Origin of the sequence: Kitasatospora cystarginea (assembly GCF_039533515.1) — a bacterium.
In the GTDB taxonomy this organism is placed as follows: Bacteria; Actinomycetota; Actinomycetes; order Streptomycetales; family Streptomycetaceae; genus Kitasatospora; species Kitasatospora cystarginea.
On record NZ_BAAATR010000013.1, the window covers coordinates 128533 to 152521 of the forward strand.

Genomic DNA, 23989 nt, shown 5'->3' on the forward strand with positions numbered 1-23989 from the left:
GTTCTACGTACGCTGTACCTAGAAAGGCGACAGTATGACCGAGACAGCCATCGCCGTCGCAGGTCTGCGCAAGCGCTTCGGCAAGTCCGAAGCCCTGCGCGGCCTCGACCTGACCGTCCCGGCCGGCACCGTGTGCGGCCTGCTCGGCCCCAATGGTGCGGGGAAGACCACCGCCGTACGGGTGCTCGCCACCCTCGCGGCACCCGACGCGGGCACCGCCCGGGTCAACGGCTATGACGTGGTGCGCCAGAGCGCCCAGGTCCGCCGCTCGATCGGGCTGGCCGGGCAGTACGCGGCCGTCGACGAAGGCATCACCGGGCGGGACAACCTCCACCTGGTCGGGCGCTTCCACGGCCTCGGCGGCCGGGGCGCCCGCCGCCGCGCCGGCGAACTGCTCGAACGCTTCGGCCTCAGCGAGGTCGCCGACCGCCTGGTCCGCACCTACTCCGGCGGCCAGCGCCGCCGCCTCGACCTGGTCGCCAGCCTGGTCACCGCCCCGCCCGTGCTCTTCCTGGACGAGCCCAGCACCGGCCTCGACCCGCGCAGCCGGCAGGAGATCTGGGAAACGGTGCGGGGGTTGGCGGACAGCGGCACCACCGTGCTGCTCACCACGCAGTACCTGGAGGAGGCGGACCGGCTGGCCGACGCCGTCGCCGTGATCGATCGCGGGGTGGTCATCGAGTCCGGTACGCCTGCCCGGCTCAAGGCCGCGATCGGCACCCGGATCGAGGTCACCGTTGCCGATGCCGCCCAACTCGACCGTGCGAAAACGGTGTTGACCGTCCTTGCGGCCGGGGAGCCGGTGGCCGACCCGGCCGAACTGCGGGTCGCGGTCACCTCCGCGGCCGGCCGTGACATCGCGCTGCCGCAACTGGTCCGCGAGCTCGACGCCGCTGGAGTGGCCACCCGGGACGTGGCCCTGCGCACGCCCTCGCTGGACGACGTCTTCCTCGCACTCACCGCCGCACCCCGGAAGGCCGCCCGATGACGATCACCGCCCTCGCCCCGGTGTCCGCCGCCTCGCCGCGCCGGTCCCGGCCGGTCGCCGACACCCTGACCTCCGCCGCCCGGGTCCTGCTGGCCTACCGCCACTCGCCGGGCCTGATCCTCGCCTCGCTCGCGGTTCCCGTCGTGATGGTGCTGGTCTTCGGGTACGTCTTCGGCAGTGCGATGACCGTGCCCGGTAGCGGGAACTACCGCGAGTTCCTGATCCCCGGCCTGTTCGTGATGGTCGCCGTCAACGGGCTGATGCCGACCATGGTCGGCGCTGCCCGGGACGTCGGCCGGGGCATCGCCGACCGGCTGCGCTCGATGCCGGTCTCCCGCGGCGCGCTGCTGCTCGGTCAGGCGCTCGCCGACCTGCTGGTGGGCCTCGTCGTCCTGGTCCCGCTCACCCTGGTCGGCCTCGCCGTCGGCTGGCGGATCCGCGACGGCATCACGTCGGCGCTCGGCGCGTACGGGTTGCTGGTGCTGTTCCGGTTCGTGATGACCTGGGTCGGCATGTACCTGGGGCTGGCCGTCGGGAAGGAGGAGGTCGCCGGCCAACTCTCGGTGCTCACCTTCCCGTTGGCGATGGTGACCAACGCCTTCGTACCCACCGGAGGGATGCCGGGCTGGCTGCGCGCCGTCGCCGAGTGGAACCCGGTCAGCGCCGTCGTGGCTGCCTGCCGCGAGCTGTTCCACAACCCGGGAGCGGCCGGCGAGGCCTGGCCTATGCAGCATCCGGTCACCGCGACGCTGCTCTGGTCGGGGCTGCTGCTGGCGGTGTTCGCTCCGCTGGCTGTGCGCAAATTCGCTTCACACGGGCGGTAGTTGGTCCGTTCGGGTCGGGTGCTGGACAAGCGGGCCGGTGCGGGCCGAAGGTGACGGAATGGAGTTCACCCACCTCGGCCGCACCGGCCTCACCGTCTCCCGCCTCTGCCTGGGCACCATGAACTTCGGCCCGCACACCGAGGAGGGCGAGGCGCACACCATCATGGACACCGCCCACGACCTGGGCATCAACCTCTTCGACACGTCCAACACCTACGGCGGGCGCGAGCACAGGGGCCGTACCGAGACCATCATCGGCAACTGGTTCGCCAAGGGCGGCGGCCGCCGGGAGCGGACCGTGCTCGCCACCAAGCTCTACGGCGAGACGGGGAAGTGGCCCAACGAGGGCAAGCTCTCCGCCCTCAACATCCGCCGCGCGGTGGACGCCAGCCTCCGGCGGCTGCAGACCGACCACATCGACCTCTACCAGATGCACCACATCGACCGGGCCACGCCCTGGGACGAGATCTGGCAGGCAATGGAGGTCCTGGTCAGCCAGGGTAAGATCATCTACGTAGGCTCCAGCAACTTCGCCGGCTGGCACATCGCCCAGGCCCAGGAGACCGCCAGGACACGCCACTTCCTCGGCCTGAGCAGCGAGCAGTCCATCTACAACCTGATGGAGCGCAACGTCGAGCTGGAGGTCGTCCCGGCCGTCGAGCACTACGGTCTCGGCCTGATCCCCTGGTCGCCGCTGCACGGCGGACTGCTCGGCGGGATCCTGCGCAAGGAGCGCGAGGGCGTCCGGCGGCTGGACGAGGTCGCCGAGGGCCGACTGGTGGGCCGGCGCGAACAGCTCGCCGCGTACGAGGACCTCGCCGCCGAACTCGGTCACGAACCGGGCGACATCGCGCTCGCCTGGCTGCTCTCCCGCCCCGCCGTCACCGCTCCCATCGTCGGTCCGCGCACCCTGGAGCAGCTGTACGCCGCCGTCCGGGCGCTGGGGCTGACGCTGGACCAGAAGACGCTGGACCGCCTGGACGAGATCTTCCCCGGCCGCCGCACCGCCCCCGAGGACTACGCCTGGTAGGCGGTGGGACCGGAGCATCCGGCGTGCGCCTGCCGTCCGGCAGCGGGGCGGCGGGCGCACGTCCTTGCCGCAGGGCGGTTGGCCGATGCCCGCGTCCGTGTCTGCGAGGGCGCTGGTCAGGTCCGTGCCTACGGGGCGGCGGGCAGTTCGTGCGCCACAATCTGATCCGTGAAGTCGATCATCCACCAGGTGCCGTACCACTCCCAGTGGGAGTCCGCCGACCTCGTCCCCGACATCCTCGACGGGACGGTGCTCGCCGCCGACGACCCGCTTTGGGCACGTTCGGGCGCGGCGAGCCCGGAGGAGTACGAGTACTGGTCCTGGCGGCTGTGCGGGATGGCCTGTCTGAGGATGGCGCTCGAGTTCTGGTGGGGTGTCAGCCCCGCGCCGGTCGCCCTGGCCGAGGAGTGCCTGGCGGCGGGCGCGTACGTCCGGCACCCGGACGGCAGGCTCGACGGGCTGATCCACGTCCCCTTCGCGGCGTACGTGCACGAGCGGTGGGGCCTGGCGGCTGAGGCCCGGTCGCCGCTGCCCGCCGAGGAGTTGCCGGCTCTGCTGGAGGCCGGCCGGCTGGCCATGCTCTCCGTGCATCCATCCATTCGCACCCTCGATCCGCAACCACCGCACACCGGTGGGCACTTGGTGCTGGCGGTCGGCGCCGGCCCGGAGGAGCTCCTCATCCACAACCCCTCCGGCTTCCCCGACGGTTCGCAGAGTTTCGCCCGGGTGCCGTGGGGCGACCTCGGACGCTTCTATGCGGGGCGGGGGATTGTGCTCGGCCCGTACCCGGCTTGATTTTTCGGTGCGGCCGGAGGCTGGGCGGTGGTGGCGGCGACGGACTCAGCGGTCGGCTGGGCGTGTCCGTGGGACATGCGCCGCCGCGGAGTCGGATGGAGGACGGCGGAGGACAGGGAGCCGGGAACGGCCCCGCCCGTCCCTGCCGCAGCGGCGGGGACGGGCGGGGCTACCAGTGCCGGGACGCGTCAGGACGTGCGCCGGAACTTGGACTCAGGCCGCATCAGTTCGGGCTTCAGCAGTGCCTTCTCCGGCTGCGCCAGCGTCAGCACCGGAAGTGCCGTCAGCGGGGACCACGGGTTGTTGTCGCAGTCCAGCGTCGGTGAAGGACCGCCCGTGTCACAGGAGGTCTCGAAGACTCTGCCGTCCGTGGTGAACGTCTTGATGAAGACGTCGTTGCCCATGTTCGCTACCGCGACGCCACAGGCGAGGCCTGTGGGGAAGCCCGGATGGCCGGTCAGATCGACCCAGTTGACCGGGTTGAAGCCGACCGGCGGGAGCGGCTCGATGGTCTGGCGACCGATGAGAACGTGGCCGTCAAAGAGCACGGTGGTGTACTGCGAGTTGCCCATGATGTTGGCGTCGATGTTGATGCAGGGGCCGACCGGACCGGTCGCGCCCGTTGCTCCGGTTGCTCCGGTTGCTCCGGTTGCTCCGGTCGCGCCCGTGGGGCCGGTGGGGCCGGTGGCGCCGGTGGCGCCCGTCGCACCCGTCTCACCCGTCGCTCCGGTGGCGCCGGTTGCTCCGGTGGCGCCCGTGGGGCCGGTCGGTCCGGTGGGGCCGGTTGCTCCGGTCGCGCCCGTGGCGCCGGTTGCTCCGGTCGCGCCCGTGGCGCCGGTTGCTCCGGTTGCTCCGGTTGCTCCGGTGGCGCCGGTTGCTCCGGTCGCGCCCGTCTCACCCGTCTCACCCTGGGGGCCGGTGGGGCCGGTCGGTCCGGTGGGGCCGGTTGCGCCCGTCGCGCCGGTGGCCCCGGTCGCGCCCTTGGGGCCGGTGGGGCCGGTGGGCCCGGTCGGGCCGGTGCGGCCCTCCTTCCTGCAGTCGTGATCGTGATCCTTGCCGCCACCACCACCGAGGGTCTGGCCGTCGCGCAGGCGAGGTCGCTCCTCGTCGTCGCAGCACTTGTTGCCGTCATCGCCCTTGGCGTGGTCGTCGTCGCAGCACTCGTCGTCGCCACGGCCCATGACCTGCTGGCCGTTGGCCGACACGTTCCGCTCGTGACAGTGCCGATCAGGCTTTCCGTCGTGCAGGGCGAGCGCCGAGGCGGTGCCGCCGGTGGCGGTGATGGCGGCGAGGAGGAGGGCGGCGCTTCCGACCAGGGCTCTGCGGCGGTTGGACGCGATCCCGAGCGGACCGAGCGGTCTGCGTGAAGTCATTCGGTGATTCCTCATCTATGGGGAGCCGGGGCAGCTGGCACCGGACCTCTGGTATGACTAGCCATAGTCAAGCCGCGCGGGACCCGTACGCTCCGCAGCTTCCCGTCGAGCCGCGCGGGAACCATGCGTTTGGACCTCATCGCCCCGCCAAACGGGCCATTCCAAGACGGAATCAGTTGGATAATTCGACATCCGACAAACGGAATTGATTGTTCGTCGGACTATTTATCCGAGCCTGGAACGGTCCGTGTTGAGCAACGGGTGCCGAATTCCGTCGAACTACGATCGGGAGCCTCCCCCGTGCCCGATTCCGGAGACCGCAGATCGAGAGGCGCCCCGTGGTAAAGCACAATTCTTCCAAGTCGAGGCGGTCCATCTGCCTCTGCATGATCGTCAAGGACGAGGCGAAGGTCATCGAGCGCTGCCTCGCCTCCGTACGCGGCCTGATCGACACCTGGGTGATCTCGGACACCGGGTCGACCGACGGCACCCAGGAGCTGATCCGCCGGGCGCTCGACGGGATCCCCGGCGAGCTGCTCCAGGAGCCCTGGGTGAACTTCGGGCGGAACCGCACGCTGAACATCGAGCACGCCCGGGGCAAGGCCGACTACCTGCTGCTCATCGACGCCGACATGGTGGTACGGCAGGACGGCCCGATGCCCGCGTTGACCGCCGACTCGTACATGCTGCGGCACGCCTCCGACATGGAGTACCGGATCAAGCGACTGGTCAGGGGTGACATGACCTGGCGCTACGAGGGCGCGACGCACGAGTACCTGACCACCGACCAGCAGGACCGGGTGCTCAACCTCGACGCACTGGTGATCGAGCACTTCGCCGACGGCGGCTCCCGCTCGGACAAGTTCGAGCGCGACGCCAGGCTGCTGAGCGAGGACCTGCGGCGCGACCCGGACAACCCGCGTACGGTCTTCTACCTCGCCCAGACCATGCGGGACATGGGCCGGACCAAGGAGGCCGTCGAGCTCTACCAGCGGCGGGCCGGCATGGGCGGCTGGGTCGAGGAGATCTACTACGCGCTGCTCCAGGTCGGGGTGCTGAAGGCCGACGCGGGCGACTGGCCCGGGGCGATGGACGCCCTGCTGCACTCCTGGGAGACCCGGCCCGAACGCATGGAAGCCTGCTACGAACTGTCGTCGCGGCTACGCCAGATGGGCCGCTACCAGGCCGCACACGCCTTCGCCAGGGCCGGCGTCGACCGCCGGATGCCCGACGACTGGCTGTTCACCCAGCCCTGGGTGTACGGCTGGGGCATGCTGTTCGAGTACTCCATCACCGCGTACTGGGTCGGTGACCGGCGGGCATCGATGGAGGCGTGCGACCGGCTGCTCGCGATGCCCGAGCTGCCGAGGCAGTACCGCGAACAGACCGTCCGCAACCGGGAGTTCGCGGTCGCCAGGTGAGCGCATCGGCCGCATAGTGGGTAGGCCCCGACAGTCGCCACCGGTGCCCCGGAGGGTCCGCCGTGCTGCTCCAACGCCTCGCCGCCACCTCGCGCGCCACCGCCGCCGAAACCGGCCGCAACGCCAAGATCACGCTGCTCGCCGACTGCCTGCGCGACCTCGGCCCGGAGGACATCCCGGCCGCGGCCGCGCTGCTCTCCGGCGAGTCCCGGCGGATGCGGATCGGCGTCGGGTACGCCGCACTGCGGGAACTCCCGCCCCCGGCCCGGGCCGCCACGCTCGGCGTCCGCGAGACGGAGGAGGCGCTCACCGCCGTGGCGGCCGTCCACGGCAAAGGGGCCCGGACCGAGCGGGCCCGGCTCCTCGCGGAGCTCTTCGGGCGGGCCACCGCGGAGGAGCAGGAGTTCCTGCGGGCGGTGCTGGTGGGGGAGTTGCGGCAGGGCGCGCTGGACGCGGTGCTCGGCGACGCCGTGGCCAAGGCCGCCGCCGTGCCCGCGACCGCCGTACGCCGCGCGCTGATGTTCCGGGGCTCCGCCCGCGCGGTCGCCGCGGCCGCGCTCTCCGGTGGCGCCCCCGCACTGCGCGCCTTCGGCCTGCGGGTCGGCCGTCCGGTACGGCCGATGCTGGCCGCCTCCGCGCCCGACGTCGCCGAGGCGCTGCAGCGGATCAGCCCCGCAGCGCTGGAGTGGAAGCTGGACGGGATCAGGGTCCAGGTGCACCGCGATGGCGACCGGATCTCGGTCTTCACCCGAAGCCTCGACGACATCACCGCACGGGTACCCGAAGTGGTCGAGGCCGCAGGCTCGTTGGCGGTCGGCTCGGCCGTCCTGGACGGCGAGGCCATCGCGCTCGACCCCGACGAGCGCCCCCGCCCGTTCCAGGTGACCGCCGCCCGTACCGCCTCCCGGCAGGACCCGGCCAGGCTGCGCACCGAAGTCCCGCTCCGGGTCTTCTTCTTCGACCTGCTCCACCTGGACGGCCAGGACCTGATCGACCTCCCGGCCGAGCGGCGCTGGGCCGAACTCGTGCGTGTGGTACCCGAACACCTGCGGGTCCCGCGCACGGTGACCGGGGAGAGCGGGCCGGCGGCCGCGTTCTTCCGCGACGCGCTGGCGCACGGCCACGAGGGCGTGGTGGTCAAGGACCCCGCCGCGCCGTACGCGGCCGGACGGCGCGGTGCCGGCTGGATCAAGGTCAAGCCCCGGTACACGCTGGACCTGGTCGTGACGGCCGCCGAGTGGGGCAGCGGCCGACGCCGGGGCTTCCTCAGCAACCTCCACCTCGCCGCCCGCAACGACGGCGAGGCCGGCCTCGGACCGTGGGTCATGCTGGGCAAGACCTTCAAGGGTCTCACCGACGAGCTGCTCGCCTGGCAGACCGAGCAGTTCCTGGCCCGCGAGGTCTCCCGGGACTCGTACACCGTGTACGTCCGCCCCGAACTCGTCGTGGAGATCGCCTTCGACGGCCTGCAGCGCAGCCCCCGCTACCCGGCAGGTCTCGCGCTGCGCTTCGCCAGGGTGCTGGGCTACCGTGCGGACAAGCCGGCTGCGGAGGCGGACACCATCGGCACCGTCCGCGGCCTTGCGACGGACGGGCCGTAGCTCCTCGCGCGGTCCCCGCGCCCGAGCGGGTGAGGGCGGTCAGCTGCTGTTGGGCAGCCCGATCGGGTTGAGCTGGGGGAGTTCGGCGCGGCAGGCGGTGGAGATGGGCTTGAGGGCGGCGGCCAGTTCGTCCAGCTCGGCGCGGTGGAAGCCGGACCAGACGCGGGCGGCGGCCAGATCGGTGGCGGCCTCGAGCGCCTGGTGGCGGTGGCGGCCGTCGGGGGAGATGGTGCCGTCCGGGTTGAGCCAGCCTCGTTCGACCAGGCGGGCGGTGGCGGCGTCCCACTCCTCGTCGGTCCAGCCCCGGAACGGCTGCATGACCTCACGGCGGACGTCCAGCGCACAGCGCACCACCAGCGCCTCGCAGCCGTCGAGTCCCTCGGTGACCAGGGCCGCGACGTGACCGTCGCCCCGGTGCTCGCGCAGCACGGTGGTGGCGTGCCAGAGCCGGGCCAGCCGGCCCTCGGGTCGGGGCAGCGCGGCGTTCGCGGCGGCCAGCACGCGCCCGCAACAGTCCAGGCCGCCCACCGCGCGCTCCAGCAGTTCCACCGAACGATCGATCAGATCCGGCTTCACGGTGGCCAGGACCCGCTCGAGTGCGGCCGATGCCCCCGCCACCCGGGCCTCCAGCGCGGCCTCGGGGGTCGCACGCTGCCAGACGTCCGGGAGTGCCCGCTCGACCATCCCCGGAGCGAAGTTGAAGAAGGCGGCGATCACCGGGGCGGCCTCCACCGGCCCCAGCGGCGCGGACCGCCCGGCGAAGTAGCCGCGCCAACCGCCGTGCAGCCCCGCCGTCTCGTAGGCCGCGCGCCCCTCGGGCGAGAAGTAGGTGAGAGCGTGGACGGGTTCGAACAGCCACCACAGGGCGCGTGCGGGATGCACCGGCTCGGCCATCGGGACACCTTTCTCGGAGCGGGCCGCGGTGGGGAGTTGCCGCCGGCGGCCCACGGGCAGGTCTTGCGGACGGGCTACCGTGAAAGCGGCCACAGCGTACGAGACACCGGCGCTGAACCGGTGTGATGCGGGTCACGCGCCGATCTCCCGGTACGTCCTGTACAGGCCACAGGAGGGATGATGGACCTCAAGGTGGCCTCCCGCCGCCCGCACCGAATCGTGAAGGTACCCGGAAATGGCGCAGATCAACCCCAGCATCCTGTCCGCCGACTTCGCCCGTCTCGCCCAGGAGGCAGAGGCGGTCCGAGGCGCGGACTGGCTCCATGTGGACGTCATGGACAACCACTTCGTCCCCAACCTCACGCTCGGCGTGCCGGTGGTGGAGGCGCTGGCCCGGGCCACCGACATCCCGCTCGACTGCCACCTGATGATCGAGCAGGCCGACCGCTGGGCCCCCCAGTACGTGGAGGCGGGCGCCGGTTCGGTGACCTTCCACGCCGAAGCCGCCGCCGCCCCCGTCCGCCTCGCCCGCGAGATCCGGGCCAAGGGCGCCCGGGCCTCGATGGCCCTCAAGCCGGCCACCCCGATCGAGCCCTACGAGGACCTGCTGCCCGAGCTCGACATGGTGCTGATCATGACGGTCGAGCCGGGCTTCGGCGGCCAGGCGTTCCTGGACATCATGCTCCCCAAGATCCGCCGCACCCGTGAGCTGATCGACAAGCACGGCTTGGACCTCTGGCTGCAGGTCGACGGCGGCGTCTCCGCCACCACCATCGAGCGCTGCGCCGAGGCCGGCGCCGACGTCTTCGTGGCCGGCTCGGCGGTGTACGGCGCGGCCGACCCGGCCGAGGCCGTCCGCGCCCTGCGCACCCAGGCGGAGGCAGCCACCGCCACCGCACCGTGGGCCTGCGCGCACTGATGCCGACCGCTCGTACGGGCCCCGCCGGCCGCGCGCCGGCGGGGTCTTGCGCGTCGGGCGAGCCGGCGGAGCCGGAACGGGACGGGGCGTACGGAGTCGGGACGGTCTGTGCGCACGGAGTTGGGACGGTCTGGGTCGGGTGGCACCCAAACCGCAGCCGCACGCGCGAGCGCGGCATCGCCGGGGTCACCCGGCGCCGCAGGCGGGGCTGACCCGGCAGGCGAAGCGGGCCCCTTGCACGGCCGACCTGATCGGCGGTGACTTCACCGCCCCAGGCCTGGGATGCGGCTGGTTGGTGACATGACCGAACTGGTCACCGGGGAAGGGAAGTTGTATCTGGCGACGTACATCGACCTGGCCACCAAGGTGGTCGGCCGGGCCCTGGCCGACCATCACCGGGCCGAGTTGCCCATCGTCGCGCTGCGGCTGGCCGCCGGACGTGAGGGCCTCAGGCGGGCTGCATCATACACACCGATCGCGGCAGCGAGGGTGGACCTCCACTGAATTCCGCTCTGTGGTAAAGGAGTTGGGTGTGCGGCGGCCGATGGCCGCGTCGGGTCCCGTTACGACGACGCCGCAGGGAAAGCTGGTTCGCCCTGTTCAAAGCCTAGATCGGCACGGCGATGTGACCCACTCGGGCCCAGGCCCGAGCCGACGTCTTCCGCTTCATCGAAATCACGTACAACCGCACCCGCCTCCGCAGGCACCCCGAGCTCGGGTGCCTCGCACCGCTCGAAACCCGGGCCCGGCTGCAGCGCGACCTCACCCCCGCAGTATGGAAACCCGCTGTCCAAGATCAGGGGGAACTTCAGATGTCCTTTGACGGGTGATCTCGGCCGATTGCCAGGCGAATCTGACCGCCTGGACCCTCAGTGCGGACAGTGGTCACGTCCGGCCCCGGCCCAGGGCGGCGTCGTGCTGGCGAAGTGTCCGATTTGATGCCGGTTCAGGTATCACGCTCGCAGTGGGCGCCCGGATACCGGCGTAGCGGGCTCTGGTGCGGATCAAGCCCGGCGGGTGGCTGCGGCCGGTGTTGTGGGTCCTCGGAATTGCCTGGGAGGGGTTACTGCTTTCGTTGGGCGTAGTGGCGGGCAGCCTTGGCGCGGTTGCCGCAGCTGGCCATGTCGCACCAGCGGCGGCGGCCGTTCTGGGAGGTGTCGAAGAAGGTCAGGATGCAGGAGTCGTGGACGCATTCGCGGATGCGGGAGGGGCCGCGGGCCAGCAGACGCAGGTAGTCGTCGGCGGCGAGCCAGGCCGGGAGCCAGACCGGGTCGGTGACCTCGGGTTCCTCCTGTGGCTGGCCGTCGGCGTCGAGGGTGCGGCAGATCCTGCCGTGAGCGAGGACCGCGTTGAGTGCAGTGGTGTCCTGCGGGTCGGCGCGCAGCGCGAGCAGCGCGGCGCGGGCCTGGAGCAGCGCGTCGAGAGTCTCGGGGGTGTCGGGGGCGCGGCCGGTGAGGTTGTTGGATGCCAGCCAGACGGCGAGGCCGTGCGGCTGGCGGAAGAGCTGCTCGTCGTGCCAGCGGGTGTTGAGGAGGTCGAGGGAGAGGGGTTCGCCGCGCAGCGGGCGGGGGTCCTGGTCCTGGTCCTGCTCCTGGTCTGCGAGCGCGTCCATGCGGCGAGTCTAACTGTTCAGGGGTCTGGTAGCGGTTGTGACGCTCTGGCTCTAACCGTTATGGTCATGTTGAACGGTTAGAGCTTGCCTGTCTCTCGGAACGGAGTCCGCCCATGCCCGCCTCGCTGCGCACCGGCCACATCGGGATCAACGTCACCGACCTGGACCGCTCGGTCGCCTTCTACCGAGACGTCCTCGGGCTGGAGGTGATGGGCGGCAGCGAGCCCGGTACGCCCCCGGAGCGCCGCCGGGCCCGGCTCGGCAAGAAGGGCGAGTTGGTGCTCACGATCTGGCAGCAGGCATCCGGGGCCCACCCGGTCGACCGGGCCGGACTGCACCACCTCTCCTTCGAGGTGGACTCCGTCGAGGAGATCCGGGAGGCGGAGTGGGCACTCAAGGAGCGCGGCTCGACCTTCCACCACGACGGGATCGTGCTGCACGGACCCGGCCAGGACTCCGGCGGCATCTTCTTCACCGACCCGGACGGCACCCGGCTGGAGATCTACACCGCGAGTGGCGTCGCCGCAGAAGGGGAGGCTCCCTTCGTCGACGCGCCCACCTGCGGATTCTTCTAAACGGCGGCAGGGGTGACGATGACCGGCTACCACGCGGGCGAGCTCGCCGCCCAGGCCCGGGTCGGGGAGACCGAGCGGGCGGAGCACCTCGGGCGCAGCATCCGAAGTACCGTCCCGGCCGTGGCCGCGTCGTTCCTGGCGGAGCGGCAGCTGCTGGTCGTCGGTGCCGCCGACGAGGCCGGGCGGATGTGGGCGACGGTGCTGACGGGCGAGCCCGGCTTCGTCTCCGTCCCCGACGAGCGCACGGTCGCCGTGGACGCGTCCCCGAGACCGGACGACCCGCTGGCCGGTGTACTGCGGGGGAGTGCGCCGGCCCGCGTCGGCACCATCGCGCTGGAGCCCGCGACGCGACGCCGCATGCGGGTCAACGGCGTGGCGGAGGCCGGGCCGTCGGGTCTCCTGCTCCACACCGAGCAGGTCTTCTCCAACTGTCCCAAGTACATCCAGAAGCGGCGGCCGGTCCGGCGTATCCAGAGCACGGAGGCCGGACCGGCGCGCTGGAGCTCCGCGCTGTCGGCGGCGCAGCAGGTGCTCGTCGCGACCGCCGACACCTTCTTCCTCGCCACGGCCGATGCGGAGGGTCATGTGGACGCCTCGCACCGAGGCGGCCTGTGCGGCTTCGTCGAGGTCCTCTCGGAGACCCGGTTGCGGTGGCGCGAGTACGCGGGCAACGGCGCCTACATGACGCTGGGCAACCTGGAACTGAACCCGCGTGCGGGTATCGTCCTGCCGGACTGGGAGAACGGTGACACGCTCCTCCTCACGGGCGAGGCCGGGACGAACTGGCAGGAGCGGTCGGTGGAGTTCGAGTTGACGGCCGCGGTCCAGCTGCCGGGTGCCCTGTCCATGCGCTGGACCGAGCCGGAGTTCTCGCCAGCCAATCCCCCTCTCGGATGAGTGGCCGGAAACGACGACCAACACGAACGGCAGTGCGCGCGCGGCGCAGGAGGCCTTCGGCCCCGACCACTCCGCCGCGGAGGCCGCCCGGGAGCGCATCGTCCACCGGCTCCCGGAGGTGGGCTGCCTGACCGGCGGGGCCGCGGCGATAGGAGCCGTGACCGCCGGTCCCCGCGCGGAATGGGTGGTTCGGGGGCAGTGGCTGGTGGGTTGTGGATACAGGACGGCGTCGTGCTGGCGAAGTGTCCGATTTGAGTGCCGATTCAGGTATCCGATGTGGCTGTGGTGTTCAAGGGACGGGCCGGAGCGGAGGCAGGCACGGACTCCGGGTGATCATGAGGTGTCGAGTCCCTGACCACCGCAACGGAAGACCGTGCCTGCCCGATCATCATCGCCCATTCCCACTGGCCTGGGCCAGCTCGCCTCCGCCCGTCCCGCCGCGCCCGGGGAACACCTGTACCTGCTGGACCACCTTGCGACGGTGCCCGATCCGCGACGGGCCAGGGGCCGCCGCCACCCTCTTGCCTTCGTCCTCGCGCTCGCCGCGTGCGCGGTGCTGGCCGGCGCGAAGTCCCTGACCGCGATCGCGGAGTGGGCCAACGTACGCGACACCACCTTCGCCGAGGACGCCTCACGCGTGCGGACCGGCACGGCACCCCGGGCCATGGCCGCCCTGCGCAACCTGGCCATCGGCACCCTCCGCCTCACCGGCTGCGACAACATCGCCGCTGGCCTGCGCAAACATAGCCGAGACGCCACTCGACCACTGGCCACCCTCGGCATCACGTGATCAAACCGGACAGATCACCAGAACGACGCCGCCCTGGGCCCCGGCCGGGCTATGTGCTGATGCTGGACTGCCCGTTCACCGAGACCACGACCACCGAGGTCTCCCGCTTCCATGTCGGAGAGTGTGGGAGAGGTATTGGACGTTTCGGCTGGTCATCGCGCATGGCAGGCTTCGGTGTGCTCGGCTTGCAGTCGTCGCGGGCATCGGCCACGGTGGAAGAGTAGGACCATTTGGGAAATACCTGACAGCAGGTGACTGCGAAGCACGGCAAAGCAGTGGGGTTTTTCGGAGGCCGCATGCTACCGGTGAAATGGATTCCCAAAGCTGTCGGCAGGCGGGAAGTCGGCGGTGAGGCCGCGGCTGTGGACCAGGTCTTCGTGAGGATAGAGAAGATCGGCGCAATGGGTGCCCTGATCGGGGCACTGGAACAGCTCGCTACTACGTCCGCGCTGGCCAATGACGGCATATTCTCCTGGTCCGTGAACCAGACCCGGTTCCGCGGCATCGAACGATTCCCGATGAAGTATGTTTCCAAGCTGCTGGACTACCCGCGGGTAATCGCGATTCCGCAGGTACGACTGACGGCTGCAGCCCGGATGCTATTAGGCCGGCCAGGCAGCAGCGAGCGTGCGCTGTTGCTTTTCGTCCTCACCGGCACCGCCGCTGGCATGCAGGTGCGCCAGTGCTACGGATACGACGGTTCGGACAACATCTCTTTGATCACCTTCCTGGTTGCGGCGATAGAGAAGGCGTTCCCCGGCGACTACCAAGCCCGGGAGGCATGCATCCGGTTCATCGCCTTCCAGTCGTGCGTGGCCTATGCCGCCGCCGGAGCGGTAAAGCTGGTGTCTCCGATATGGCGGGACGGCTCCGCCATAACCGGAATCTTCCGCACCAGCGTATACGGGGACAAGGGGCTGTACCGGTTGCTCTGCCTTCATCCCGCTGTTCCCCGCATCGTGGCATGGAGCGTTATCCTCGGCGAGCTGACGTTTCCGCTGGTGCTGGTCGCACCCAAGCCGGTGGCCCGGGGCATCCTCGGAATGGGTGTGCTCTTCCACCTCGCCAACGGCAGGTTCATGGGTCTGAACCGCTTCTTCTGGGCGTTCACGGCCACCTACCCGGCGGTCGCCCACGTGTCTCGGTCGTTGCGCCCATGAACACCCGCGACGCGGTCGAGGCAGGTGGCCGGAGCCGCAGCAGTGAGATCCAGGACCGGTTGATGGCCGGCGCTCTGGTCACCACGGCGGTGGGAGTCATCGTCACGGAGTTGAAGCGGAACGGCGCGCTGTCGGCTGCACCGGGTCGGATCGTCCGGGTGGGCGGCCGTCCGCTGCACATTCTGGACACGCCGGGGCAGACGCCGACGGTCGTACTGGAGAGCGGCCTGGCCAATCCGGCCACGGTCTGGAGCTGGGTCCTTCAGCAGCTTCGCGAGGACACCCGCGCTGTGGCGTACGACCGACCCGGCATCGGATGGAGCGCCGCTGGGCGCACCAGGCTGGACGGTGCCCGGTATCCGGAACACCTGCTTGAGGTCCTTCACCGAGCGAGTGCGCGAGCCCCCTTCGTGCTGGTGGGCCACTCGGTCGGCGGGTTGCTGATCAGGATCTTCGCCGAACAACACCCCGAACTGACCGCCGGCCTGGTGTTCGTGGACTCCACCCACCCCGACCAGTACCAGCGATCGCCCAGACAGTGGGCGGGCCTGCCTCTCTTCCGGCAATCCCTGGACCGGATGATCACGCGGGCTGCTCTCAGGCTGCCTGTGGGCAATGCGGCGACCGAGGCTTTGGCGTTCCTGCCGGCGCGGGTTTCCGGTCCGACGACGCAGGCCATGTTCCGGTTCTCCTCGCTGCGCGCCGCACGGGGTGAGCTCAACCTGAGCCAGGTCGACTGGTCGAGCCGGGCCGCGTTGCTGACCTCGGTGACACCGTGCCCAGTCGCGGTGGTCTCCGCGGCCGTGACGCACGAACAGGATCCCGTGTACGCCGAGCTTCAACAGGAGCTCGGGGCGCTGTCCCCCGTCAGCCGGTTGGAGATCGTGGCGGGGGCCAGCCACGAGTCCCTGCTCACCGACCAGTTGCACGCCGAGAGGGTGACTGACGCCATCCACTGGGTCATCGACAACGCCCGGGACGGTGCGGCCCCGGTCGAGACGCCTTCTCCGGCTGTACGAAACCCCGCAGGACCGACCGCAGCCCGGTGCGGGCCGGTGACTGCTGAGGGTGAAGAGGATTGTGGTGAGAGGTTGCCGAAATCATGGCTGCGACGACCACCAGGCTGATACCCCGTCTGCTGCTTTACGCGACCCTGTGCGCTTGGGGGAGTTTCACCGCGCTCCGCCAGATGGGTCTGGCCAGGAACCTCCTCGTCCGCCTGAACTGGCTCGGCAGGATCGTCCCCAATTACCGCTTCTTCGGGCCAACCCCCTCGATGCACGATCTGCACATCCTGGTACGGGACAAGCTGTCCGGCGGGCGGGTCGGGCGGTGGCGGGAGTTGGACGTCGCCCAGGAGCGCAGACCAGTCCACACACTATGGGCCCCGCATCGCCGGGTGGAGAAGGGGCTGCTCGACGCCGCGAGGGAGATGGCGGTCATCAGGCGGCGGAACGCCGAAACCAGACAGTGGAGGACCACCATCGCCTACCTGGCGCTCCTGAACATCGCCACGTTCGGAGTCCCCCACGATTCCGATGCACGGCAGACGCAGTTCGCGATCGCCAGGGCGGCGGCATACGAGCAGGGAGTCGAGCCGGAAATACTCTTCGTCTCTGCCTTCCATGACTTGGACGCCGGCCCTGGCGCAAGCGAAATTCCTGCGAGAAGAAGAGGAGAGTGATTCGGATGTTCGAGGTGAAGGTATCGGCGGTGACCAGGTTCGCCGACCGTGTCGTCGGGACGGGGACGGGGACGGGGACGGGAACGGGCCTGGCGGCGGTCTCGGCCACACCCACGCTCTGCGCGGACATCGGCGACGACGTCCATGGCACCCAGGACATCGGCGACGACGTCCGGGAGGCCCAGGAAATCGGCAACGAGGTCAACGACGTCCAGTCGGACGTCGAGGCGGACGTCCTGTCGGACATCGGCAAGGACGTCCTGGACGCCATCGCGAATTTCACAGAGGAGGCAACGTTGGTCGGGGGCCTTGATGTGGCCGACGTCGTGGGGGCCGAGGGCGACCCGGCAAAGGGCGTGTTCTCCGAGAGCGCCTCGGTGGGCGAACTGCTCCGTGTTCGCAAGACTGCGCTGGTAAGCGCCCGGAACCGCGCTGAGCGGATGACCCGGCACGGTCGGCCGCTGCCCGCCTCGTCGTCTCCCCGTGGCAGTCGGGTGAGCAGGGTCGGGGACTGGCGCGGCGGGCTGTGAGGGCCCCGTATCCTGCGGGGCTCGGAAAGCCCTCGCTGTAGGTCAAGCCGCATAGCGATACTGATTGATGACACCGCCGAGGATGTGGGTGCGCAGGAGTCTGCGGTCTTCGATCTCGTGCACGGTGGTGGGCAGCCGGTCGGCTGTGGGCGGTAGTTGGTTTCGGGCCCGGTGTGGTCCGTGTTCGTCGTAGTGCTGCTGGTGGGCGGCCAGGACGTGCCGGGTGTGGGTCTCGTTCACGCTGCGGCGGGGGCCTCCTCGAGGTCCTCGCCGTCCTCCGCCCCGCCGCCCGGGATCTCCCACGGTCCGGCAGGTGCCTCGCCGGGGCGTGCCGCACCAGGATCCGCCCGTCGGTGTCGGCCACGACAGCATCGGGAACCACCCGATCGATGTCATGGGCTTGGGCTGTCCACAACCCGCTGATCGACCGTCAACGTCCCGTCTACGGACCGCTGGTGTTCTACCGGTCACGGAGGCTCGTCCATTCGAGTCGGCCCGGGCCGCGTTCACGGATGCGGCCGGGTACCCCGTGCTGCCCGTCTCCTCCGCGGTAGCTCGCGTGTGCGCAGCACCGAGACGTCCGGCAGGACCGGGCAGTTCACCCCGCTGTCCTGGAAAGGAACTCTTCGTTGTCCATGAAGCCCGTCAAGCGCCTGGCGGCGCTCGCCGCAGTGGTGGGTACGGCCCTTACCGGCACCCTTGCCCTCGGCGGTACCGCGCAGGCCAGCCCAGCCAACGCGGCGCGCAGCACCGTGATCAATCTGCACAACGGCACCGGCTGCACGCTGACCCTCCAGAGCGAGGACCTCGCCCACGGGGTCTGGGACGCCCCGCCCCCCCAGTACGTCTACAACACCCGGGACGTGACCGTTTCCGCCGAGTCGAACGGATTCATGACCGGCGACGAGGGGGGGTTCACGTACGTGGCCGGCGACTGCGAGGAGGACTGGCGGAACGGCCACACGGTCCTGTTGCAGTTCGACAACCCCTACGCCGGATCGAACGGCTACTACTCGAATGGAAGCGGCGCGTTCCGCTTCACCAGTTCCGGCGGGGAGGGCAACAACGCGGTCATCAACTGGGGTGTCTGGAAGTCGTAGCCGTCGCCCGCACCACCCATCGGGACCTTCCTCAAGGGAGAACGCAGTGAAGAATCTGACACGCGCCGCGGCCGTCGCCTTGGCGGGGGCGGCCGCACTCTCGGGAGCCGCGGTCATGAACGCGCCGACCGCATCCGCCGCGGCCATGCGGCAGACCTCGATCTACCTGCACAACGGTACGGGGTGCACGCTGAACCTGGTCGAGAGCCCGCTCGCCCACGGAGGCTGGTACATCGACCCGCTGTCCTCGATCGGCAACACCCAGGACGCGCTGTTCAAGGCGGGCAGCATCGGGTTCATGACCGGGGACGAGGGGCACGTCACCTACCGGGCCTCCGACTGCGAGGAGGGCTGGCGGAACGGCCACACCGTCTACCTCTACTTCGACAACCCCTACGCGGGGTCGAACGCCTACGCGGAAAACGGTGATGGAGCGTTCCGGTTCACCCGGTCCGGCGGATCCGGTGACGACGCCGTCGTCTACTGGGGCGCTTGGAAGGCATAGCAAAGCTCCGGGGTTGCGGGTGGTTGTGCGCCGACGGCCGTGTCGTCGGCGCACAACGGGCCCTCGGGAATGTCCGGCGGATCACTGATGCATCCGCAACCGGCGACGGGGACCCTTCCCGACGGCGCTGTTCCGTCGTTCCCGGGCGTGCCGGGGCCGGGGTGTGCGGTGCCCAGGTCGACGATCACCAATCAGCGATCACCGCTCGCGGTCCTTGGTGAGCCCGGAACCTTCAAGGGTGAAGTCCCAGTCGGACCACCGGAAGCGTCGACCCCTGGCCAGGGGCAATGCGGTCGGTATCATGTGTGGCGGTTGGTTTGTGGGCAGAGGGGGCGGTTGGTGGGCGGGTTGCGGTTCGCCGTGCTCGGGCCGGTGCGGGGGTGGCGGGACGAGGGGGAGCTCGCGCTCGGGCCGCCTCAGCAGCGGAGCATGCTGCTCTCGCTGTTGCTCCGCGCCAATCATCCGGTGTCGGCCCAGCAGCTCATCGACGACCTGTGGGGCGAAGAGCCACCCGCCAAGGCCGCGGGTGTGATCCGGACGTACGTCCACCGTCTGCGCCGGATCCTCGGGCCCGCCGCGCTGACCTCGCTCGACGGGGGCTATGTGCTCGCGGTCGAACCGGGGCGGCTGGACACGGATCGTTGCGAGGAACTGATCAGCAAGGCGAAGCGGTGCCGCGGTGCCGGGGAGTGCGCTCGCGCCGCCACCACGCTCCGCTCCGCGCTGGCCCTCTGGCACGGTGAACCGATGCCCGGACTCCCCGGCCCCTACGCCGAGCGGCAGCGCGGCGAGTGGACCGAACGCCGAGTGGCCTTACTGGAGTTGTGTCTGGAAGCCGAGGTCGAAGCCGGGCTGTCCGGCGAGATCGTGGCCGAGCTGGCCGCCGTCGCGGCCGAACACCCGCTCCGGGAGCGGCTCAGCGAGCTGCTGATGCTCGCCCTCTACCGGACCGGCCGGCAGGCCGAGGCCCTGAACGTGTACCGCGCGACGGACCGGCGGCTGCGGGCGGAACTCGGCGTCACCCCGGGGCCCGGCCTGCGCGAGTTGCAGCGTCGGATCCTGGCGGCCGACGCCACCCTGGTAGCGCCCGCTCCGCCCCGGCCAGCCGCCGAGGAAGCCGACTCGCCGTACCAGGCGCCGGTGCGGCCGACCCAAGTCCCGGCCGACGTCACCGACTTCACCGGCCGCCAGGCAGAGATCAAGGCACTGCGGACCGTCCTGCTCGCTCCCCGCAGCATGCCCGTGGCGGCCGTCGCAGGCCTGGGCGGCGTGGGCAAGACCGCGCTGGCCGTCCATGTCGCGCACGGGCTCGCCGCCGACTTCCCCGACGGCCAGCTCTACGTCGACCTGCACGGGGCCGACGGCCGCCCGACCCGGCCCGAAGAGGCACTGGGCGCCTTCCTGCGGTCCCTCGGCGTGCCGACGGACGGCCTGCCACCCAAACTCGCCGAGCGCTCCGGCCAGTTCCGCTCACTGCTCTCCGGCCGACGGGTGCTGGTCGTGCTCGACAACGCCCGGGACGCGGAGCAGGTCAGGCCGCTGCTGCCGGGCGGGCCCGGCTGCGCCGTGCTCATCACCAGCCGGGCCAGGCTGGGTTCGCTCCCCAACGCGCACTTCACCGAGCTGTCCGTCTTCGCCCCGGAGGAGGCCGTCGGCCTGCTCGGCCAAGTGGTCGGCCAGGAACGGCTACTGGCCGAGGCAGACGCGGCAGGGGAGCTCGTCCGCCTCTGCGGCCACCTCCCGCTGGCCGTACGCATCCTCGCCGCCCGGCTGGCCTGCCGTCCGAGTTGGACCGTGGCCCGGCTGCTCGACAAGCTGTCCGAGAGCCGCTACCGCCTGGACGTGCTGCGCACCGGAGACCTCGCCGTCGAGTCGGCCTTCCGCTTCGGCTACGACCAGCTGGACGCCGAACAGGCGCGCGCATTCCGCCTGTTGGCGGTGCCCGATGCGCCCGATCTGTCGCCGGCCGCGGTCGCGGCGGTGCTCGACCTGCCCCAGTACGAGGCCGAGGAGCTGGCCGAGTCGCTGGTCGACTGCTCGATGCTGGAGACCGTGGCGCCGGACCGCTACCGGCACCACGACCTGCTGCGCGCCTTCGCCCAGCGACTCACCCGGGACTCGGAGACCATCGAGGACTGCCGAGCCGCCGCCCTCGTCCGGCTGGCGACCCATCACCACACCGAGACCACTGCCGCTCTGGGCCCGTCAGCCGCCCGTGCGGCGCTGCCCACCACCGAAGCACCGCACACTCCCGACGCCCGCGCGGCCGCTCGCGGTCGCGGCGAGTACCTCAGCATCGGCGCACTGGTCAGCCAGTACGCCAGGCTCCCCGAGTCGACCCGCCTCGATCTGATGGCCGAACTGCTGCTCGGCTGCAGCCTGTTGTGCGAAACCGGCCAGGCGACCCGGCCGCTGGGTCATGCGGCCAAGGACCTGCTGCACGCCGCCATCCAGCAGGGCCACCGTGCGGCCGAGACCAGGGCCCGGCTGGTGCTCGGGCGGCTGCTGACCGAGGTCGGGTCCGAACCGTCCGCCCTGGCCGAGCTGCTCAGGGCCCGCGATCTGTGCACCGCCCACGACCTGCCGAGGCCCCTGCTCGCCCTCGCCCACGCCTCATTGGCCGCCTGCTTCGTCCAGGTCGGCAGGCCGAGCGACGCGGTCGAGGGCTTCACGGCGGCGGTCTCGGTCTGGGAGCGGCTCGGCGACCGCCGCTCGGTGGCGGGCGAGCTGCTCAACCTGGCCGGTGCGTTCGCGGAGCTCGGTAGGTTCGAGGCCGCGATCCGCGTCATCGACCAGTCCCTGGCGATCTGCCATGAGCTCGCCGACCGAGAGCTCCAGGCGCTCGCCCTCGACTCGTTGGGGACGATCGCCCACGACCGCGGTGAGTTCGAGCAGGCCCTGGAGCACCACCGGGGTGCCCTCGCCCTGCTGCGACCGGACGACCGCCGTCGGACGGGCCGTACACTCCTGCAGCTCACCGAGTCGCTGCGTGCCGTCGGCCGGAGTGCCGAGGCGGTGGAGGCAGCCGGCCGGGCGGTCGAGGTGCTGACGCTCGACGGCGACCGCAGGGGTCGGGGGCTGGCCCTGGCGGCGCTCGGCGACGCGCTGGCCGACCGCGACGCCACCAAGGACTCGGCCCAGGCCTGCTGGTCAGAGGCTCACGACATCCTGGCCGCTATCGGCTCCCCCGAAGCCGACCGACTGCACGCCCTGATCGGACCTGGTCGGCCGGCCGACCGGCCCCGTCGGCAGTGGCCGTCCTGGCTGCCGGCCTGACGGGTCAGGAGATGGTCCACACCTGGTTGGGCGCGTTCGAGCAGGCCTGCACGAAGGCCCACTGGGCGAGCCCGCCGGACGTCAGGCACTGCTTGGTGTAGGAGTTGAGGATCTGGTAGCCGCCCGTGACCGGCGCGAAGGACCAGAGCTGGTTCTCGTCGCCCGGTGGGTTCGTCCAGATCTGGATCTTCCCGGTGGCCAGCTCCAGGTCCAGCACCTTGGTGTAGTTGCTGGAGCCGTTGCGCAGGAAGTACCTCCCCTCGGAGAACTTGTCCAGCCGCCACAGCTGGGCCGGGGTGCGGTTGACGAGGTAGGTGCCGACCAGGTTCCCGTCCTTGTCGGTGGAGTTGGAGTTGTCCAGCGCGAAGCCGCCGGAGGCGAGCTGCGCGAAGGCGGGCAACTGCGGCTCCGGCTTCGGCGGCGGCGTGGGCTGCGGTTGTGCCGTGGCCGTGGTTGTGGCCGCTACGGAGGAAGCGGGCGGGGGCGGGGGTGAGGGTGAAGCCGCGGCGGCCGGGGCGGACGGGGCCGGCCGGCTGGGCGCGGCGGAGGTACGGCGAGCGCCGGACGCGGGCCCGGCGATGGGCGTACCGCTCTCGCCGGCGCTGGGGCTGGCGGACGGCGCCGGAGTCGTCTCCTGCGTCGACGGCAGCCCGCCGAGCGGGCGGCCGACACCCGTCGGCCCGGGCTTGACGGGCCGTGTGAGGTCCACCGTCGTCCCGGCGCCGATCGGGTCGCCGGTCGCCAGGTTCTCCCGGCCCTGTTGGAACAGCGTCGCCCCGGCAGCCCAGGTGGAGCAGGGCAGTAGCACCACCGCCACCGCGAGCAGCACGCGCCGGCGAAGGCCCGCACGCGGTGTACGCCCGGCGGCCGGCCGGAGCGATTCCGAGGTCGGCGGTACGTCAGTTCCGGCCAGCGCCAAGGCATCCCGCACCGCCGTGGCCATGGCCGCCGCGTCGGGCCAGCGATCGCCGGGCTCCTTGGCCATCGCTCGCTCGACGAGCGCCCGCACCGGCTCGGGAACCTGGGCGGGAAGCGGTGGCGCGGGCTCCGTCAGGTGCTTGAGGATCACCTCGAGGGCGGTCTCCCCGTCGAAGGGCAGGCTCCCGGCGAGGCATTCGTAGAGGACCACACCGACTGCGTAGAGGTCCGCCGAGGCGGTGACCGTCCCGGTGGAGGCCTGCTCCGGCGCCTGGTACGCGGCGGTGCCGAGCACCATCCCCGGTACGGTCAGCCGGGCGTTGCACCCGGGCCGGGCGATGCCGAAGTCCGCGATCACCACCTGCTCGCCACGGACCATCAGGTTGGCCGGCTTGATGTCCCGGTGGACGACTCCGGACTCGTGCGCGACCGCCAGCGCCTCCAGCAACTGGAGAGCCATCCGGAGGGCCTCCACCACCGGCAGACGGTCGCGGCGCTCCAGCACGGTGCTCAGTGGTTCCCCGTCGATCAGCTCCATGACCAGGTACGCGACCGAGCGCTGCCCGTCCTCGGCACTGTGCCCGTAGTCGTGGACGCCGACGATGCCGGGATGCCGCAGCCCCGCCATGACACGGGCCTCGGCATGGAAGCGTTCGGCGAAGCCCGACTCGTCCAACAGGGCGGGCTTCAGGACCTTGACCGCCACCCGGCGGCCCAGGACCTCGTCCTCGGCGAGCCACACGTCGCCCATCGATCCACCGCCCAGCCAGTCCACCAGCCGGTAGCGGTCGCCGAGCGAGGTGCCACGCATGGTTCTCCCTGAATCAGATCCGCGGGCGCACCCCGGCCCGTCCCCCGTCCGAGGTACGCTCCGAGGAGCGTGACACCGGCCGATAACTGCCGACTTGGCGTCGGATAAATGAGGACTTGCTTCCTCCCCACCGCCTCACCCGCGTCAACGCCGGCGTTGACGCGACATCGGCGCCCTGCAGACGAGCTTGCGTTGCCATCGCCCTGGAAGGCTCCCGCTCCGGAGCCGCCGGGAAGGAAACGTCAGTGCACACATCCGTACCACCACGACCGCGCCGCAGGCAGTG

The 23989-nt window shown here is 70.9% G+C and carries 23 protein-coding genes; 18 read left to right on the plus strand and 5 right to left on the minus strand.

The features are described from left to right. The first annotated feature begins 34 nt into the window (after window positions 1–34). The 4 genes from ABD369_RS16910 (at window position 35) to ABD369_RS16925 (ending at window position 3637) form a co-directional block, all read left to right on the plus strand. Window positions 35–988 (plus strand): ATP-binding cassette domain-containing protein, encoded by a 954-nt coding sequence (locus ABD369_RS16910; RefSeq protein WP_344637234.1) that lies wholly within the window; start codon window positions 35–37, stop codon window positions 986–988. Beyond that, a complete protein-coding gene (locus tag ABD369_RS16915; protein WP_344637235.1) occupies window positions 985–1812 on the plus strand; it encodes an ABC transporter permease in 828 nt (275 codons plus the stop codon). Before ABD369_RS16910 ends, ABD369_RS16915 begins: the two co-directional genes overlap by 4 nt. A 58-nt stretch (window positions 1813–1870) precedes the next feature. Beyond that, the gene (locus ABD369_RS16920) at window positions 1871–2842 is read left to right on the plus strand and encodes an aldo/keto reductase (RefSeq protein ID WP_344637236.1); all 972 of its coding nucleotides are present in this window, start codon (window positions 1871–1873) and stop codon (window positions 2840–2842) included. A gap of 168 nt (window positions 2843–3010) precedes the next feature. Beyond that, a complete protein-coding gene (locus ABD369_RS16925; RefSeq protein WP_344637237.1) occupies window positions 3011–3637 on the plus strand; it encodes a C39 family peptidase in 627 nt (208 codons plus the stop codon). Window positions 3638–3825: 188 nt separating this feature from the next. Here the strand turns inward: ABD369_RS16925 and ABD369_RS16930 are convergent, their stop codons facing one another. Beyond that, a complete protein-coding gene (locus ABD369_RS16930) occupies window positions 3826–5010 on the minus strand; it encodes a hypothetical protein (protein WP_344637238.1) in 1185 nt (394 codons plus the stop codon). Between the two features lie 386 nt (window positions 5011–5396). Between ABD369_RS16930 and ABD369_RS16935 the strand changes: the two genes are divergently transcribed. After that, window positions 5397–6431 (plus strand): glycosyltransferase, encoded by a 1035-nt coding sequence (locus ABD369_RS16935; protein WP_344637239.1) that lies wholly within the window; start codon window positions 5397–5399, stop codon window positions 6429–6431. Window positions 6432–6493: 62 nt separating this feature from the next. Beyond that, window positions 6494–8032 carry an ATP-dependent DNA ligase gene (locus ABD369_RS16940; RefSeq protein WP_344637240.1) on the plus strand — a complete coding sequence of 513 codons (1539 nt, stop codon included), beginning with the start codon at window positions 6494–6496 and terminating at the stop codon, window positions 8030–8032. Between the two features lie 39 nt (window positions 8033–8071). Here the strand turns inward: ABD369_RS16940 and ABD369_RS16945 are convergent, their stop codons facing one another. Beyond that, window positions 8072–8926: an SCO6745 family protein gene (locus ABD369_RS16945; RefSeq protein WP_344637241.1), complete on the minus strand. Its 855-nt coding sequence runs from the start codon at window positions 8924–8926 to the stop codon at window positions 8072–8074. Window positions 8927–9161: 235 nt separating this feature from the next. Between ABD369_RS16945 and rpe the strand changes: the two genes are divergently transcribed. Both rpe and ABD369_RS16955 read left to right on the plus strand, forming a co-directional pair. Next, window positions 9162–9845 carry a ribulose-phosphate 3-epimerase gene (rpe, locus tag ABD369_RS16950; protein ID WP_344637242.1) on the plus strand — a complete coding sequence of 228 codons (684 nt, stop codon included), beginning with the start codon at window positions 9162–9164 and terminating at the stop codon, window positions 9843–9845. Window positions 9846–10145: 300 nt separating this feature from the next. Further along, a complete protein-coding gene (locus tag ABD369_RS16955; RefSeq protein WP_344637243.1) occupies window positions 10146–10349 on the plus strand; it encodes a hypothetical protein in 204 nt (67 codons plus the stop codon). 559 nt (window positions 10350–10908) lie between these two features. Here the strand turns inward: ABD369_RS16955 and ABD369_RS16960 are convergent. After that, on the minus strand, window positions 10909–11457 hold the full coding sequence (locus ABD369_RS16960; protein WP_344637244.1) for a CGNR zinc finger domain-containing protein: 549 nt from the start codon (window positions 11455–11457) through the stop codon (window positions 10909–10911). Between the two features lie 113 nt (window positions 11458–11570). On the opposite strand from ABD369_RS16960, the gene ABD369_RS16965 reads away from it, so the two are divergent. From ABD369_RS16965 to ABD369_RS16995, 7 genes are all read left to right on the plus strand, one after another. Next, a complete protein-coding gene (locus tag ABD369_RS16965; protein WP_344637245.1) occupies window positions 11571–12032 on the plus strand; it encodes a VOC family protein in 462 nt (153 codons plus the stop codon). Between the two features lie 18 nt (window positions 12033–12050). Beyond that, window positions 12051–12929 (plus strand): pyridoxamine 5'-phosphate oxidase family protein, encoded by an 879-nt coding sequence (locus tag ABD369_RS16970; RefSeq protein WP_344637246.1) that lies wholly within the window; start codon window positions 12051–12053, stop codon window positions 12927–12929. A 373-nt stretch (window positions 12930–13302) separates the two neighbouring features. Beyond that, window positions 13303–13719 (plus strand): transposase family protein, encoded by a 417-nt coding sequence (locus tag ABD369_RS16975; protein ID WP_344637247.1) that lies wholly within the window; start codon window positions 13303–13305, stop codon window positions 13717–13719. A 251-nt stretch (window positions 13720–13970) separates the two neighbouring features. Beyond that, entirely contained in the window at window positions 13971–14879 is a 909-nt protein-coding gene (locus tag ABD369_RS16980; RefSeq protein ID WP_344637248.1) for a hypothetical protein, read from the plus strand. After that, window positions 14876–16006 carry an alpha/beta fold hydrolase gene (locus ABD369_RS16985; protein ID WP_344637249.1) on the plus strand — a complete coding sequence of 377 codons (1131 nt, stop codon included), beginning with the start codon at window positions 14876–14878 and terminating at the stop codon, window positions 16004–16006. The genes ABD369_RS16980 and ABD369_RS16985 overlap by 4 nt, the downstream gene beginning before the upstream one ends. Further along, window positions 15982–16563 carry a hypothetical protein gene (locus ABD369_RS16990; RefSeq protein WP_344637250.1) on the plus strand — a complete coding sequence of 194 codons (582 nt, stop codon included), beginning with the start codon at window positions 15982–15984 and terminating at the stop codon, window positions 16561–16563. The genes ABD369_RS16985 and ABD369_RS16990 overlap by 25 nt, the downstream gene beginning before the upstream one ends. 5 nt (window positions 16564–16568) lie before the next feature. Next, window positions 16569–17093: a hypothetical protein gene (locus ABD369_RS16995; RefSeq protein ID WP_344637251.1), complete on the plus strand. Its 525-nt coding sequence runs from the start codon at window positions 16569–16571 to the stop codon at window positions 17091–17093. Between the two features lie 42 nt (window positions 17094–17135). Here the strand turns inward: ABD369_RS16995 and ABD369_RS17000 are convergent, their stop codons facing one another. Then, on the minus strand, window positions 17136–17333 hold the full coding sequence (locus tag ABD369_RS17000) for a hypothetical protein (RefSeq protein WP_344637252.1): 198 nt from the start codon (window positions 17331–17333) through the stop codon (window positions 17136–17138). Window positions 17334–17722: 389 nt separating this feature from the next. Here ABD369_RS17000 and ABD369_RS17005 point away from each other — a divergent pair, with 389 nt between their 5' ends. The 3 genes from ABD369_RS17005 to ABD369_RS17015 all read left to right on the plus strand — a co-directional run bounded on the left by ABD369_RS17005 (window position 17723) and on the right by ABD369_RS17015 (window position 21974). Continuing rightward, window positions 17723–18193 carry a hypothetical protein gene (locus ABD369_RS17005; protein WP_344637253.1) on the plus strand — a complete coding sequence of 157 codons (471 nt, stop codon included), beginning with the start codon at window positions 17723–17725 and terminating at the stop codon, window positions 18191–18193. A gap of 46 nt (window positions 18194–18239) precedes the next feature. After that, window positions 18240–18698 (plus strand): hypothetical protein, encoded by a 459-nt coding sequence (locus ABD369_RS17010; RefSeq protein WP_344637254.1) that lies wholly within the window; start codon window positions 18240–18242, stop codon window positions 18696–18698. Window positions 18699–19037: 339 nt separating this feature from the next. After that, window positions 19038–21974, plus strand: a complete 2937-nt coding sequence (locus ABD369_RS17015; RefSeq protein ID WP_344637255.1) for an AfsR/SARP family transcriptional regulator — start codon at window positions 19038–19040, stop codon at window positions 21972–21974. A gap of 4 nt (window positions 21975–21978) precedes the next feature. On the opposite strand, the gene ABD369_RS17020 is transcribed toward ABD369_RS17015, so the two are convergent. After that, on the minus strand, window positions 21979–23703 hold the full coding sequence (locus tag ABD369_RS17020) for a serine/threonine protein kinase (protein WP_344637256.1): 1725 nt from the start codon (window positions 23701–23703) through the stop codon (window positions 21979–21981). Window positions 23704–23989: the final 286 nt, after the last annotated feature.